The organism is Lachnoclostridium phocaeense (assembly GCF_959599685.1).
GTDB classification, from domain to species: Bacteria; Bacillota; Clostridia; order Lachnospirales; family Lachnospiraceae; genus Claveliimonas; species Claveliimonas monacensis.
Genome location: NZ_CAUGIN010000024.1, coordinates 1 through 15549, shown reverse-complemented (window position 1 = coordinate 15549; position 15549 = coordinate 1). Strand labels below are relative to the sequence as shown.

The following is a 15549-nucleotide window of genomic DNA, read 5'->3' as shown; positions in this document are numbered from 1 at the left end:
CGCAATAGGCCCGCAGGATCCTCTCGACTCCTGCATATGCAGTCCATTTTAGCAGAAGAGGCCCGCAAAGTCCAGCCGCAGCCCAAAAGCTCCCTCTTCTCTCTTCTTTTATTCTGAGTATCGTATGCGGTCTATCAGGCTCATCTTCCGGAAGCTGCGGGAGACAGCACAGGTGAGGAGTACCTGGGTGAGCGCCACAACCAGAGCCAGGAGCACAGCCGGAAGAGCCGGGTAATGATAGCTGGTCACATTCATGATATTTTCCGCCTTCATGTACCGGAAAACGCCGTAGCCCGCAAGGCTGCCGATACCCAGCGCCACCGCCAGGGTCCCCGCCGTGTAGAACAGGCCCTCCATCTGCATCATGCCGAGGAGCTGCCTTTCTGACAGACCGATGGCCTGCATCATGCCCAGCTCCTTCTTCCTTGTGTAGATGCTGTTGATCATGGTGTTCACAAGGTTCATGATACCGATAGCTCCCAGGACGATGAGGAAGGCATATCCGAGGAGGGCGATGATGCCCATGCCGCTCTCCCATGTCTGAAGATGGGTGTCGTAGGTGTCTGTGGCCAGGTAGGGGCTGATCTGTGCCATAGCATCCAACGCCTGGAAAGCCTCTTCTTTCTGTTCTTTGTCCACCGTGATGACCAAAGTCTGGCTCAGGTTGGCCGAAGAGAACCGGGCAAGAGACTCTGCAGGCAGAAGGAAGTTACCTCCGCAGATCCCCGATGGATATGCTCCCACCGCAGCGATCTCAAAGGTTCTCTCCACCGGTCCCTGCTCTGTCTCAAGAAGGAGCTTCACCTGACTGCCTGCCGTCAGATCCGGGAACCAGTGCTGAAGGCGCTGGTTCATGATGATCTTCTCCCCCTTTTTCAGCTCATCCCAATCTGCTGTCCCCTCTGTAATGCCGGACAGAATGACTTCTTTATAAGAGTCCTCATAGCCCTCCAGATTGGCCGTTGTGATCTGCCTCTCCGGGTCCAGATCCGAGAGGCTGCCCTGCAGCCAGGAGCGGACCTTCACCCCCTCCACGCCCGGGACAGAGCGCACCTCCTCTATAAAAGCAGAAGAAAGAGGATTGTCCTGCATAATGCTTGCCCAGGCCCGGTCCGGGTTCATCTTGTCCCCCTCCCAGCTGTCCACGTAGATCTGGTAATCCCCCTCAAACTCCTGCCGGGCAATCTCCTTCGGCGATGCGCAGGAGAGGACTGTAGCCACAGCCATAAAAAGAATGCCGATGGAGCCCAGGGTGAGGACTGTGAGAACGGTCCGCCTCTTGTTTCTCCCCAGGTTGGTCCTTGTGAGCCTGGAGATATTCAGGCTCTCATATCCCCTCCTGTCCTTTTTCCGGCTGCTGCCGCCCTGATAGCGCATGGCCTCCACAGGGGAAACCCTGGCTGCCAGGCGCATGGGCTTTACGAGGGACAGCCAGACGGTGGCAAGGACCGCCAGGATGGTCAGCAGGTAAATCCACCAGCGAAGGATGGGGACCTGTCCCTTTTCCAGCAGCTCGACGCAGAGCTGGTGCATGCCCGGCTCCGTGTAGGCGGTCTCGACATTGTCCGCCATTTTATAGATAGTGAGCAGCACCGGCCTGGCCAGGATACTGCCAAGAAGAAGACCGGTGGGAAGGGCTGCAAAGGCCACTGCCAGCCCTTCCCGGAACACGACCTGCCGCACCTGCCTCCTGGTGGCTCCCATGGCCCTGAGCCGCCCGTACTCCTGTATTTTGGGCACCATGGACACATAGTAGATGCTGTAGATACAGAGGACGCCGGCCGCGACCACCACCAGGATGATGGCCCCGATCCCGGTGTAAAGGCCCGGGTCCGTATAGTTGGCAAGAAGATAGGTGGTGTTGACAACTACATTGTCCCGGTCAACGCCAAAGTCCTCTCCCATCTCGCAGGCCTTCTCCTCCCTGGGCGTCCACAGTCTCGATCCCATCCCCCTTCTCTTGGGTGTCCTTCAGCCTGAGCAGGACACGGTACGCCCTGTCTTCTGCAGGGACAGAGGCGCGCATATAGTCCAGGGAGCAGATGATAAGGTCCCATGCCGCAGAGTCAAAAAGTTCTTCTGCCTCCCCCAGGGAGAAGGCAGAAGAAACGCGGTATCCTTCTTTTTTCAGTTTCAGTGCAATGCCCTGGTTCAGGCTTTTGTCGTCCTCCACAAGCAGTATACTTTTCATGGGATATCCTCTCCTAAAATGTCCAGTCTTTTTCCTTAAATCCCACAAGGATCCGGTCCCCGTCTATGAGAAGGGGCCGCTTTACCAGCATGCCGTCACTGGCCAGAAGACGGATCTGTTCCTCCTGGCTCATATCCGGAAGCCGATCCTTAAGTCTCATCTCCTTGTACTTCATGCCGCTTGTGTTGAAAAATTTTTTCACTGGCAGGCCGCTCATCCCGATCCACTTTGTCAGTTCCTCCTCCGTGGGATTTTCCTCCACAATGTGCCGGTCCTGGAACGCGATCCCTCTGTCCTCCAGATATTTCTTTGCCCGCTTGCAGGTGCTGCATTTTGGATATTCAATAAAAAGCATGATGTTCTGTCTCCTTTTGTCGTTTTATGTGTTACTTCTGCCTGGACCGATAGATCGCCTCCAGCGCATCCACGATCCCATCCACTCCCAGAAGGCTGGCGTTAAAGAGGATCTGGTGGGACTCAATGCTTCCCCAGGGCCTTCCGGCGTGGGTCTCATAGTACATCCTTCTCTCCCGGTCCGTCCGTTTGATCTTATCCCAGGCCTGCTTTTCGTTCAGCTTATAGATCCGGGAAATCCGGCGGACCCGATCCTCCTTGAAGGCATGGATAAACACGTGAATGCAGTTGCTGTAATCTCCCAGAATGTAGTCCGCACATCTCCCCACGATCACACAGGAACTGCGGGCCGCCAGCTTCTTGACAAGCTCTGTCTGCACCCGGTACATCTGGTCACTGAGAGGTTCTACACTCTCCCCGCTCATAAAAGCGGTGTAGTCTCCCAGACTCGTCACATAGGAGGACAGGAATTTTCCAAGAGATGTCTCGTTGATATTTTCCGCAGCCTCGTTGCTGATGCCGATCTCCTGGGCCGCCATATGGATCAGATTTTTATCGTAGAGAGGAATGTCCAGCCGCTGGGCAAGCTTGTTTCCGATCTCGTGGCCGCCGCTTCCAAACTGACGTCCAATGGTTATGATGGTATGATCTGTCATATGGATCAGCTCCTTTCTTTATCTTCTGTCTTTATTATACTTCACACAGAGAGGATAAGCAAAAGATTTTAGTGCTTCCAGCGCACATGACTGCCCTTTTTTGTCTTGGTGACTACAAGCTGCCTGTCAATGCTCTCTTTCAGCTCTGTCACGTGGGAGATAATGCCGATCATCCGGTCTGATCCTGCCAGCTCACTGAGCACGCCTATAGCCTGCTCCCTGGAATAATCATCCAGAGAGCCAAAGCCCTCGTCCACGAACATGGCCTTCATCTGGATGCCCCCGGCGCTGCGTGATATGACGTCCGCCATGCCAAGCGCCATGGCCAGCGCGGCCATAAACGACTCCCCTCCGGAGAGGGTGCGCACATCCCGGATCTTCCCTGTGTCCAGACTGTACACGTCCAGATCCAGCCCCACGCTGCCACGGTTGCCAAGCTGCTCCATGGAACGGCACCGCAGGATAAAGTTCCCGCCTGTCATGGCTTCCAGCCTCCGGTTGGCAAAGGTAATGATCTGCTGGAAATAGCGGCGCTGTACATACGATTCGAAATCGATCTTGGGCCGTCCGGGGAGGGAGCCCCCTGCGGTCTGGTCCAGGAGGCGCAGCCTTGCGCAGCGCTCTTTGAGCTTTCTGTTCTTTTCGTAGATTTTTTTCAGATGCTCCCGCACATCCTTGTTGTTCTCATTTTTGCTGTACCATCTTCTCTGCTCCTGCTCTGCGGCCTGCCTTCTCTCATCCAGGCCAGCTTTTTGCTCTGTCAGTCCCTGGGTCTCCACAGGCTGTTTCCCCTCCAGCTGTTCTTCCAGGGTCTTGACCCGGGCATCGGCCTCTATGCATTTCTGCCGGTACGCCTCCTGACTTTTCTCCAGCTCTTCCTTTTCTTCCTCCGCAAGAAGACTGCCCCGGCACTGGTCTTCCGTCTCAAAGGAAGAGACTGCCAGAGCCTTCTGCGCCTCCAGGGCAAGCGCTTCCTCCTGTGCTTCCGCCTGTTCCTTCTGTGCCTGTCGGGCTTTCTTTTCTCCTTCCGCCTGGCTGACCGCCTGGTCCAGCAGGCGCAGCCTGTCACCGGAAAGGGCCGCTTTCTTTTGCTGCTCCTCCTGTCGGGCGTAGCAGGCGGCCTGCTCTTCAGTGAGGGACTGCCTCTTCTTTTCCAGCTCCTCCCACTGTCTGACCTGCTCCCTGGCCTCCTCCTTTTTTCTCCGGCATTCCTGCAGCTCCCTCTCTCTTATGGTTTCTTCTCTGTCCAGGATGGGCTCCGGCCCCTCTCTCTCAAATGAAAACGCCTCTCCCACCACATTTTTCCCTTCTGTGAGGAGCCCCTGCAGGCAGGCGGCGCAGCGCTGTCCCGCCTCCAGAAGTAGCTGCTGTCTTCTGTCTTTCTCCTTTTCCGCCTCGTCCCTTCGCTTTCTGGCCGCCTTCACCTCCGCCTGATCCGGTGCACGGTCCGGCAGAGGAGCGGGGGCAGGATGGTTGAAAGAGCCGCACACAGGGCAGGGAGCACCCTCCCGCAGGTCCTTTGCCAGAATGCCTGCCTGGGCCTGAAGGAAGGCGTCGTTGCAGGCCAGGTAGGCGTCGGCAGCCTGCTGGTAGTCCCTCCTGCTCTTCTCAAAAGCCTGTGCGCAGATATCCCTTTTTGTCTCCTCCTTCCGAAGGAGCGGCAGCCTTTTCCTCAGCTCCTCCAGACTCTTCTTTCTGTCTTTTGCCGCTTCTTCCTGGCTCTCCCACTTCTGGAGTGCAGCGCGGCTTCCGGCAAGCCGGGCCGCCTGGTCTGTCACCTGAGTGATCTGCCCGGTCAGGACCTGGTACTCCTTCCGGCAGCGCTGCTCTTCCAAAAGGGCTGTCTCCTGGCTCTTTACCAGCTCTTTTTTCTGCTGGCCTGCCTGGCGGATCTTCTCCGCCGTCTCCCGGATCTCTTTTTCCAGCAGTGCTTTCTGCCGGCCTGCCTCTTCCCGCTTTTTGAAAGTCTCGCAGACCAGGCGGGCCTCCCGGCTGCGCTCCAGCCGACGCTGCCGCTCCTCCACGGCAGAGGCATTTTCCAAAAGAGCGGCGCGCCCTTTTCTTGCTTCCTCCAGATAGTCAAACCGTTTGTTCAGCTCCTGAGCCACCGCCAGATCCCGGTTCACCTTCTCCAGCTCCTTGTCAAGTTCCCCGATCTGCCTCTTGGCAGCCTCCTCCCGGGATTTCCCGTATTGCAGGATCAGCCGGACCGCCTCCAGTCTCTCCTCCGGCAGGGCCGCGCTCTCCAGCCTGCCAAGCAGGCTCTCTTCTTCCGGGCAGAAGAGGCGGGCCATCTCCTGATCCTCCTGCCTCTCCATATCCTTCATCTGTCCCCCGAGAGCGCCGGCCTCCTCACGGAGCCTTTGCTGCATCCGGGCGTAAAGATCTGTCTGAAAGATCCTGGAGAAAATCTCCTTCCTCTCATCGGAGCGGGCAGACAGAAGTTTCAGGAACTCTCCCTGGGCGATCATAACCGTCTGGGTGAACTGTCCCGCGTCCAGGCCGATGATCTCCACGATCTTCCGGTTGGTCTCCGCCTTTTTCCCCGGATATTCCGTGCCGTCAGGCAGAAAAAGGGTGACCGCTGACCGCTCCAGAGTCCGTTTTCTCTCTCCATCTTTCCCCCTTCTTTTGCTTGCCCTCTCGTATTCCGGACTCCGCATGATCCTATAGTCCTGCCCCTTGTACTGAAAGAAAAATTCCACAAAAGTGGGGGTGTCCTCCGCCGCATACTGGCTGCGCATCATCCGTCCATCCCTTCGCCCTCCGCTTGTCTGGTCGTAGAGCGCGTAGGTGATGGCATCAAAAATGGTGGTCTTCCCAGCTCCCGTGTCCCCGGTCACAAGAAAGATACCTGGCCCTGCCTGTGAAAAGTCAATCTCTTCTCTCCCCGCATAGGAACCGAAGGCTGACATAACCAGCCGCTGTGGAATCATTCTATCCCCTCCTTAAACATCTCTCTCATAATCGATTCTTCCTCCCTGTCCATAGGGCGGCCCTGCATCTCCTCAAAGAACTGTCCAAACACTTCCAGAGGATCCGCAAGGTCTAAATCCGGCTCCTGTGTCCCTTCCTCCCCATTCAGCCGGGCCCGGAGACTTTCCAGCCGCACCTGGAGCAGCCTTGGAAAAATGCGCTCCAGCTGGTCTGCCGGCTCATAGAGAGCCTTCTCATCTGTCAGCGTGACGCTCACATAGTCCTGACGGATCTCCTCCCCGGCGCCGGCAAGGACCTCCTCAAGCGTCCCCTTAATCTCCCGCACCTCATGCAGGGGCTCGAGTGGGATCTCTGTGCGCACAGGGGGCGTGCCCTTCTCTTTCAGCTCCACTATGGTCAGCGTCTTATGATCTCTACTCTCAGACACAGAGTATTTCAGAGGCGTCCCGCAGTACCAGGCAGGCCCTTCCCCCACCTGCTGCCTTCTGTGGATATGCCCCAGGGCGCAGTAGTCAAAGTCCGCCAGAGCCGAGATATCCACATTGTCCAATCCTCCCACACGGACACTCTCCGACCCGGCAGCCAGAGGAGGAACCCCTGCCGCTGTATAGAACTGGTGGGTGACAATGACATTTCTCACCGAAGTGTCGATCTGCTCCCTCTCCACAAGTCCCCGGACCGCCCCGTCGTAGTCCTCCGGCGCCCGGCCCTGGGGAAAGGCAGGGCGCACATAACCGGGCTTTACGAAGGGGAGAAGGTAGAAGCACACTTCTCCGTAGGCATCCTGCAGCGTCACCTTTTTCATCCGTTCTTCCTCCCTGGCAGGAGGCATGCCGGCCACGTGGATGTGCTGCCTTCCAAGGATGGCACTGGCATAGTCCAGGCGCTCCGCCGAGTCATGGTTCCCGGCAATGGCCAGCACCGGGATGGCTGGCCGGATGTCCGCCAGTCTGGTGAGGAACCAGTCAAAGAGGGAGACTGCCTCAGCAGAGGGAACAGACCGGTCATAGATGTCCCCGGCAATGACAATGGCATCCGGCCTCTGTTCTTCCGCCGCGTCAGCGATCCGTGAGAGGATGTATCTCTGGTCTTCTTTCAGATCATAATAATGCAGGTGTTTCCCAATATGAAGATCGGATATATGAAAAAAACGCATACTGTACGTTCCTCCTTCCTGTCTTGGCGGCCATCTGTAAGGGCCGCGATGTGGTTATTGTACCATATTCTGCCCGTCATGCCCAAAAGATCCGCAAAAATATCTGCCACAAAATATCTCTTTTTCTCCGCCCTTGCGGCCTGCGCAGCTTTCCTGTATAATGAAAAAACTGATCAACTACGAAAGAAGGGATTCTATGAAAATTATCAAACAGGTGGGGATCATTTTTCTGATCTGCTGGCTGGGCCTGGTCATTGAGGCGGCTCTTCCTTTTTCTTTTCCTGCCAGCATCATCGGAATGATCCTCCTTTTTGTCTGTCTGCTCTTTGGTATCTTAAAGATTGAGCATATACAGGAAAAATCAGATTTTCTCCTGTCCAACATGGCCTTTTTCTTTGTGCCTGCCGGAGTCAGTATCATCAACTATCTGGATCTGTTAAAGAGCAGCCTGCTGCCCATCCTTGTCATCTGCGTGGCGTCCACCTTTATCACGTTCGCTGTGACAGCCTGGAGCATCCGGCTGACCATGCGGCTGATGAACAGGAGGAAAGGATCATGAAAGAAATATTTTCCTCCCCGTTTTTTGGCATTTCCTTAAGCATCCTGGCCTTCTGGGCCGGAGAAAAATTGCAGAAGAAGACAAAGCTGACTGCCTGCAGCCCGCTGCTTGTAGCCATCGTGCTGATCATCGGTGTTCTCCTTCTCTTTGACATACCCTATGAGGCCTACAATGAGGGCGGGCAGATCATCAACATGTTTCTGGCGCCGGCCACAGCCTGCCTGGCTGTGTCCATTTACACAAGGATCAAGTTGCTGAAGAAGCACTGGCTCCCTATCCTGGTAGGCTGCACCTGCGGCTCCCTGGCTTCCATGGGAAGCATTTACCTGATGTGCACACTCTTCCACCTGGACGAGAAGATCACGCTGTCACTGCTGTCCAAGTCAGTTACCACCCCCATTGCCGTCAGCATCACAGAGCGGTTCTCTGGCGTGGTCCCTGTTACAGTGGTGGCCGTTCTCATCACCGGCACACTGGGAAGCATACTGGCACCCTTCTTTGTCCGTCTCTTCCGGGTGAAGGATCCCCTGGAAGCAGGGCTTGCCATCGGGGCCTGCAGCCACGCAGTGGGTACATCAAAGGCTCTGGAGATAGGGGAGACGGAAGGAGCCATGAGCGGGCTTGCCATCGGAATCTGCGGCATCATCACCGTCATTTTCTCACTTTTTATATGAGAATCTTCTTTGATATTAAAAAAGGACACAGCCGGCTTCTGCCAGGATATGGCAGCGCCGGCTGTGTCCTTTTTTCAGTTCTTTTCCAGATGTGACATCTGCAGATGCGTTTAGATGTGCTGTCGACATAAGAAATATTAACATAAGGCTTTATGTCGCACAAGTAGGTTCCGCGAAATGCGTCATTTTGTGTCGATTAGGCACTTTTTTCAAACTGTGAATTGTACAGCTCCGCATAGAAACCGTTCTTGGCAAGGAGTTCTTCATGACTTCCCTGCTCAATAATATCCCCGTCTTTCATAACAAGGATCAGGTCAGCGTCCCGGATCGTAGACAGTCTGTGAGCTATGATAAAGCTGGTTCTTCCCTGCATGAGATTGTCCATGGCTTTCTGGATTCGCACTTCTGTCCTGGTATCCACCGAACTCGTGGCCTCATCCAGGATGAGGATCTTCGGATCAGCCAGGATGGCTCTGGCAATGGTGAGGAGCTGCTTCTGTCCCTGGGACACATTGCTCGCCTCCTCGTTGAGCACCATGTCATAACCTCCCGGAAGTGTCTGCACAAAACGGTGCACATAGGCTGCTTTCGCCGCTTCCACCACCTCCTCGTGGGTAGCGTCCAGTTTGCCGTAACGGATGTTCTCCTCGATGGAGCCGTTGAAAAGCCAGGTATCCTGGAGCACCATGCCAAACATACTGCGAAGATCCGCCCGGTTGAACTCCCGGAGGTCGTGTCCGTCTATCTTGATGGATCCGCTGTTCACATCATAGAAGCGCATAAGCAGCTTCACCATAGTTGTCTTCCCGGCGCCAGTGGGTCCCACGATGGCGATCTTCTGTCCCGGCTCTACCTTTGCGTTGAAGTCATTGATGATAATGTGATCCGGGTTGTAGCCGAAGTGGACATGGTCAAATTCCACCCGCCCCTCCAGATTGTCTGTGGACACTGGATCCGCCACGGTCTGCTCTTCTTCCTCTTCATCCAGGAACTCAAAGACCCGCTCTGAGGCTGCCGCTGTGGACTGGAGCATGTTGGCCACCTGAGCCACCTGCTGGATGGGCTGTGTAAACTGGCGCACATACTGGATAAAGGACTGGATATCTCCTACCTGGATAGCATTTCTGATCACCAGATATCCGCCCAGGATGGACACTGCCACATACCCCAGGTTGCCCACGAACTGCATGATGGGCATCATCATGCCGGAGAAAAACTGGGATTTCCAGGCTGACTGGTAGAGGACTGCATTTGTATCATTGAATGTCTTGATAATGTCCTCTTCTTTATTAAATGCCTTGACAATATTGTGTCCGCTGTACACTTCCTCCACCTGGCCGTTGATATGGCCCAGATACTCCTGCTGATCTTTGAAGTACCGCTGTGAATGCTTCACGATCACAGAGATCAGGCACATGGACAGAGGAAGGATCAAAAGGGCAATGACCGTCATCAGAGGGCTGATGCTGAGCATCATCACAAGGACGCCTATGATGGTGGTCACAGAGGTGATCACCTGGGTGGCGCTCTGGTTCAGGCTCTGTCCCAGTGTGTCCACATCGTTGGTGATGCGGGAGAGGATCTCGCCGTGGGTCATTGTGTCAAAATATTTCACAGGCATGCGGTTTATCTTCTCGGAAATCTCTTTTCGAAGCCGGTACGTCATTTTCTGGGAGATCCCTGTCATAATGTACCCCTGTATGAAGGAGAGCGCTGCGCTGACTACATAGAGAGACAGCGCGCTTAAAAGGATCCGTCCCACCTTTCCAAAATCAATGCCGTCTCCGCCGGACACGCGGCTCACAAGGCCGTTGAAGATCTCTGTAGTGGCATTTCCCAGGATCTTTGGTCCGATAATGTTGAAGGCTGTTCCTCCCACCGCAAAGAGCATGACAAAGAGGATCGCGATCTTGTAGCTTCCCATATACGCCATCAGCTTCTTCATAGTGCCTTTAAAGTCTTTTGCCTTCTCTCCCGGCATCATGTGTCTTCCGCCGCCCATATGTCCGTGTCTTTTTGTCTGTCTTGTCTCTGCCATATTAGACCGCCTCCTTCATGTCTCGTTCCAGTTCTTCCTCCGAAAGCTGGGAGGACGCGATCTGGTAGTACGCCTCACAGTTTTTCAGAAGCTCCCTGTGTGTTCCTATGCCCGCGATCTTTCCGTCATCCAGGACAATGATCTGCTCCGCATGGAGGATCGTGCTGATCCTCTGCGCTACGATAATGACCGCCGCATCTTTTGTTTTCCTGGCAAGGGCCGCCCGGACAGCCGCGTCGGTCTTGTAGTCCAGCGCGGAGAAGCTGTCGTCAAAAATGAAGACTCTGGGATGTTTTGCGATGGCTCTCGCAATGGAAAGCCTCTGCTTCTGTCCGCCGGACACATTGGATCCGCCCTGGGAGATGGGACTTTCATATCTCTTTTTCTTATTGTCAATAAATACTGTAGCCTGGGCAATCTGAGCCGCCTCTTCCATTTCCTCCCTGGATCCTTCCGGATTGCCGTAGAGGATGTTGGAGGCTATATCGCCGGAGAACAGCACGCCCTTCTGGGGCACGTAGCCGAGCTGGGCCCGGAGGTCATGCTGGGTAAGACTGCGGATGTCATGGCCGTCCAGGGTGATCTTGCCCTCCGTCACGTCATAGAACCTGGGGATCAGGTTCACCAGGGTGGATTTTCCGCTTCCTGTGCTTCCTATGATCGCTGTGGTCTGACCCGGCTTTGCGGTAAAGTTCAGATCCTGGAGCACATCCTCCTCTGCTCCCGGGTACCGGAAGGAAACGTGATCAAAGCAGATCTCGCCTCTGCAGTCTTCCAGCTTCTCCGGCTGTTCCGGGTCATTGATCGCTGTGGAGCTGCGCAGCACTTCATCTACACGCTCTGCAGAGACAGCCGCTCTTGGCAGCATGACAGAGATCATACAGATCATAAGGAAGGCCATGATGATCTGCATCGTGTACTGGATAAAGGCCATCATGTCTCCAACCTGCATGGCACCATCATTGACGCTGTGGGCACCTGTCCAGACGATCAGCACGGAGATACCGTTCATCACAAGCATCATGACAGGCATCATAAAGGTCATGGCCCGGTTGACAAACAAGTTCAGCCTGGTCAGGTCCTTGTTGGCCTTGTCAAACCGTTCCTCCTCGTATTTCTCGGTGCCGAAAGCCCGGATAACCTGCAGGCCTGTCAGGATCTCTCTGGACACAAGGTTCAGACGGTCCACCATTTTCTGAACGATCTTGAATTTCGGCATAACGACAAGGAAGAGCACGATCACTACCATGAGGATCAGCGCCACTCCAAGAGCAATGATCCAGGTCATGGACACATTTGTATGCAGCACTTTCCAAATTCCTCCCACTGCCATGATGGGGGCGTACAGCACCATTCTGAGGATCATAACTATCAGCATCTGGATCTGCTGGATATCGTTGGTACTCCTGGTAATGAGAGAGGCTGTAGAAAATTTATCGAATTCCCCATTGGAAAATCCCACCACTTTCTGGAATACTTTTCCTCTGGCTTCCCGGCCCACACTGGCCGCCACGCGGGATGCCATAAGGCCTACCGTGATGCTGGCCAGCATACCGAGGGCTGCCAGCGCCAGCATTTTTCCTCCTGTGACAAGGATATAATTCGTCTGCATGGCGTCCATATCCATGCCCAGCTCTTCATAGGCAGACTGGATGTACAGAGTGGCCGCCTGCTCCACCATGGTGTCGGGCATGCTGTCCATGCCCTCATCCATCTGGGCGATCACCTGGTCCCTTGCACTGTCGTCCATCATTCCCAGCATATCAAATATGGTCATATCCGACAGATCCGCACCGGCCATGGCATCGGCATTGTCCCGGCATCCGCGCCGCCGGCCTGATCCCGGGTGGCCTGAGGCGCCATCTGCTGCTGCGCCTGCTGCATCTGGGCTTCCATCTGCTGGCGCATGGTCTCCTCCATGGCCCTGGAGGCGTCGCTGCCGTTCTCGAATCCGGAAGCCAGCAGCATGGGTTTTCCCATGATATCTGACAGGTCTTCCAGCTCCTCTGTGCTGTCTTTTATACTTTCTTTAAGTTCAAGGACTGTGCCGCTATAGTCATAGTCCTTCCCATCTGCCTCCTGGTAGGCCTCTCTCACGGTCTCCTGGTCGTCGGAGGGAATAAAAAGAAGCAGACGCTCAAACTCATCCGAGGCAATCTGCTCCGGCACGCTCTCATCCACGCCTCCCTGCTGGATCCCCACATTTACGATATCCGACGTGTAGGTCGGAAGGGACAGGTCACACCAGGCCTGCACGATCAGCACACACAGGATAGCCAGCACGGCGCCTGCGTGGGGCTTCAGAAATTTTATTAGCTTTCCCATAAATATTTGTCACTCCTTTTCTGCTCTGGGCTAAAAATTCTTTTCCGGATGTAACCGGCGCAGGACCTCACTCAAGTCCATATCCTTCAATTCTTTTGATTCCATGACGTTCTCCTCGATCTGCATGAGGAACCGACGGAGGAGAAGCTTCTCCTCCTCCCGGAAGTCCTGGAGCATGATCTCCTCGGTCTTGCGGAAGAGCTGCTTCAGGTCTTCTATGCGGCTCCTTCCTGTGTCCGTCAGATGGATACGGGTCTTTCTCTGGTCGTTCGGATCAGGTTCCTTTTTGACCAGCCCCTTCTCCTCCATCTTCCGGAGGGCCACATTCATAGAAGGCGGCGTGATGCCGGCCCGTCCCGAGAGCTGACGCTGGGTCAGATTGCCGTACCGGCTCAGGATAAACAGGATCGCCGCCTGGCCCATGTTCATGTCAAATCGTTCCAGAAGAGAAATCGTCTGGTATTTCAGCAAATGCGCACTCCTCATCATAAGCATCTGAAGAGGCATGTTTCTGCCATCCAAATATCAACACCTCACTTTTCGTTAGTTGTCTAACGGATATTTTAGAGATATGCCTATATAAAGTCAACATACAAAGATAAATATTTATCCTTTTTTAATAATTTTCCATAAAAATTCATTTTGCAGACTAATAAAAAAACGCAATTCGGGACGTAATACTTTTGAAAAGTATTACGTCCCGAATTGATCATCGGTCTTCGTTGAACATACGGCGGATGCGGTCCTCGATACCGTGTTCTTTGATATATTGATATACGGACCGGGGGACCAGATGCTCCCACTCCTGGCCCGTGGCGATACAGCTCCGGATCCAGGTGCCGGTAACGCCACACTCCTCCTTGCTGCGCCGCCAGAGGACCTCCGTCTTCAGGTCGAGCCCCTTCAGGATCTTCAGCTTTTCCTCGTCCCAGCCGTCGCAGATGCCCAGATAGTAGACTCCGTCGGAGGGCGTGTACTGGGTGATGTACTCGGGGCGGTGGATGGGAAACGGGACGATCTCGTAGGCAGTCAGGGGCACGTTGAACTCCTCCATGACTCCCCGAATCATCTCATAGCGCTCCAGATAGGTCAGCGGATTAGCCGCTGGCGTGGAGCGTATCTCGTCGTTGACCGACTCCCGGACACAGGAGGGGTCCGGGTTGGTGATCCCGATATACAGCCTCCGGCACCGCATTTTCGCAGCCAGGATATACTCAATATGTTTCAGATGCGGGATCTGGAATCTCGCATTCACAACTCCTTTTTCAACCATAACAAACCTCTTTCGTAAAATGAAAATCAAGCCTGACATCAGTAACTGTAAACGAAACTTGTTCTTTTCCCGTCAATGTACTAAAATGATACCAACACAAACTCACAGGAGGTATCACACATATGACAGTACAAGAAGACCAGACATTCCTTGAAAATGCGCTCCCCTTTTTTCCACGGCTCTCCCCCTCGGAGAAATCTCTGCTCCTGCAGAGCACCACGTCCGTTTCCTATAGGAAGGGAGCCTCCATCCACCGGGCAGACTACAAATGTCTGGGACTTCTCCTTGTAAAAACAGGGTCCCTGCGGGTGTACATCATGTCCGAGGACGGCCGGGAGGTCACGCTTTACCGGATCTATCCCGGCGAGCTGTGCATCCTGTCCGCCTCCTGCGTTCTCTCCTCCATCACTTTTGACGTGTATATTGACGCAGTGAAGGACAGCCAGGTGCTCCAGGTCAGCTCCTCTGTCATCTCCCTGCTGATGCACGACAACATCTATGTGGAAGCCTTTGCCAACAGAGCGGCCGCCGAACGGTTCTCCGATGTCATGTGGGCCATGCAGCAGATCCTGTTCATGAGCTTTGACAGACGCCTTGCCATCTTTCTGCTGGACGAGTCCGCCTCCCTTGGCACAGACACCCTATCCATGACCCACGAGCAGATTGCAAAGCTCATGGGCAGCGCCCGGGAGGTGGTGACCCGGATGCTGAAATATTTCTCCCAGGAGGGCTATGTGGCTCTCTCAAGGGGAAGCGTCACTCTTCTCGACAAAAAAGCGCTCCGAAAACTGGCAGATACGCAGCCATAACAGGCATTTTGCTTCCGGGAAATCTTCCTATCCTCTTCTATTCATAAGTCTTCATAGCGGCCTCCACAGCCTGGATGATCGCTGTGCGGAAGCCCGCCTTCTCAAGAGCTGCCACACCCCGGATAGTGGTGCCGCCCGGGGAGCACACATCGTCCTTCATCTGACCCGGATGTTTGCCCTGATGGAGCATCAGTTTCCCGGTCCCTGCGATCATGCCTGCAGCCAGCTCATAGGCCTGGGGCCTGGTAAGCCCGTACATAACTCCTGCATCTCCCAGCGCTTCGATAAACATGCTGGCAAAAGCAGGGCCGCATCCGCTTATGGTGTTGGCGATATTGACTTTCTGCGTCTCCACCTCCGCCACAATTCCGATGGCCGATAAAAGAGAATGGAAAAGGGCATATTCCTCCTCTGTGAGAGAATGCTTTTTCTCACATGTGTAGATGCCTTCCCCCACGGCTGCCGGCGTGCTGGGGATAGCGCTGATATGGTGGGTGCCCGGCGCCAGCATTGCCTCATAGTCGTCAAACATCACTCCTGCTGCCACAGACCAGAGGATCTTCCCTGCAAGGAGATC

Annotated in this window: 13 protein-coding genes and 1 pseudogene; 3 read left to right on the top strand and 11 right to left on the bottom strand. The window is 54.7% G+C overall.

All coding sequences use genetic code 11. The features are described from left to right. Positions 1 to 108 precede the first annotated feature (108 nt). From Q5911_RS10885 to Q5911_RS10860, 6 genes are all read right to left on the bottom strand, one after another. Positions 109 to 1950: an ABC transporter permease gene (locus Q5911_RS10885; protein ID WP_303182718.1), complete on the bottom strand. Its 1842-nt coding sequence runs from the start codon at positions 1948 to 1950 to the stop codon at positions 109 to 111. Next, positions 1883 to 2191 (bottom strand): hypothetical protein, encoded by a 309-nt coding sequence (locus Q5911_RS14850; protein ID WP_331592422.1) that lies wholly within the window; start codon positions 2189 to 2191, stop codon positions 1883 to 1885. Before Q5911_RS14850 ends, Q5911_RS10885 begins: the two co-directional genes overlap by 68 nt. A 13-nt stretch (positions 2192 to 2204) precedes the next feature. Beyond that, on the bottom strand, positions 2205 to 2546 hold the full coding sequence (locus Q5911_RS10875; RefSeq protein ID WP_303182716.1) for an arsenate reductase family protein: 342 nt from the start codon (positions 2544 to 2546) through the stop codon (positions 2205 to 2207). A gap of 31 nt (positions 2547 to 2577) precedes the next feature. Continuing rightward, entirely contained in the window at positions 2578 to 3201 is a 624-nt protein-coding gene (locus Q5911_RS10870; RefSeq protein ID WP_076776719.1) for a cytidylate kinase-like family protein, read from the bottom strand. A gap of 68 nt (positions 3202 to 3269) precedes the next feature. After that, positions 3270 to 6137, bottom strand: a complete 2868-nt coding sequence (locus Q5911_RS10865) for an AAA family ATPase (protein WP_303182714.1) — start codon at positions 6135 to 6137, stop codon at positions 3270 to 3272. Beyond that, entirely contained in the window at positions 6134 to 7294 is a 1161-nt protein-coding gene (locus tag Q5911_RS10860) for an exonuclease SbcCD subunit D (RefSeq protein ID WP_303182712.1), read from the bottom strand. Before Q5911_RS10860 ends, Q5911_RS10865 begins: the two co-directional genes overlap by 4 nt. A 196-nt stretch (positions 7295 to 7490) precedes the next feature. On the opposite strand from Q5911_RS10860, the gene Q5911_RS10855 reads away from it, so the two are divergent. Together Q5911_RS10855 and Q5911_RS10850 are read left to right on the top strand one after the other, a co-directional pair. Next, entirely contained in the window at positions 7491 to 7853 is a 363-nt protein-coding gene (locus Q5911_RS10855) for a CidA/LrgA family protein (RefSeq protein ID WP_076776714.1), read from the top strand. Next, positions 7850 to 8527 carry an LrgB family protein gene (locus tag Q5911_RS10850; protein ID WP_226394572.1) on the top strand — a complete coding sequence of 226 codons (678 nt, stop codon included), beginning with the start codon at positions 7850 to 7852 and terminating at the stop codon, positions 8525 to 8527. Before Q5911_RS10855 ends, Q5911_RS10850 begins: the two co-directional genes overlap by 4 nt. 196 nt (positions 8528 to 8723) lie before the next feature. Here Q5911_RS10850 and Q5911_RS10845 read toward each other — a convergent pair whose 3' ends face one another. The 4 genes and pseudogenes from Q5911_RS10845 to Q5911_RS10825 all read right to left on the bottom strand — a co-directional run bounded on the left by Q5911_RS10845 (position 8724) and on the right by Q5911_RS10825 (position 14163). Continuing rightward, positions 8724 to 10565 carry an ABC transporter ATP-binding protein gene (locus tag Q5911_RS10845; protein ID WP_303182711.1) on the bottom strand — a complete coding sequence of 614 codons (1842 nt, stop codon included), beginning with the start codon at positions 10563 to 10565 and terminating at the stop codon, positions 8724 to 8726. A gap of 1 nt (position 10566) precedes the next feature. After that, positions 10567 to 12890: pseudogene (locus tag Q5911_RS10840) on the bottom strand (ABC transporter ATP-binding protein). A gap of 30 nt (positions 12891 to 12920) precedes the next feature. Beyond that, entirely contained in the window at positions 12921 to 13361 is a 441-nt protein-coding gene (locus tag Q5911_RS10830; protein ID WP_157888390.1) for a MarR family winged helix-turn-helix transcriptional regulator, read from the bottom strand. Between the two features lie 238 nt (positions 13362 to 13599). Next, entirely contained in the window at positions 13600 to 14163 is a 564-nt protein-coding gene (locus Q5911_RS10825; RefSeq protein ID WP_303182708.1) for a nicotinate-nucleotide adenylyltransferase, read from the bottom strand. Positions 14164 to 14285: 122 nt separating this feature from the next. Between Q5911_RS10825 and Q5911_RS10820 the strand changes: the two genes are divergently transcribed. Beyond that, positions 14286 to 14972, top strand: coding sequence for a Crp/Fnr family transcriptional regulator (locus tag Q5911_RS10820; RefSeq protein ID WP_303182707.1), 687 nt, complete (start codon positions 14286 to 14288; stop codon positions 14970 to 14972). A 37-nt stretch (positions 14973 to 15009) separates the two neighbouring features. On the opposite strand, the gene Q5911_RS10815 is transcribed toward Q5911_RS10820, so the two are convergent. Continuing rightward, positions 15010 to 15549 (bottom strand): pyrroline-5-carboxylate reductase dimerization domain-containing protein (locus Q5911_RS10815; protein WP_303182706.1); only part of this gene is annotated, 540 nt, incomplete at its 5' end.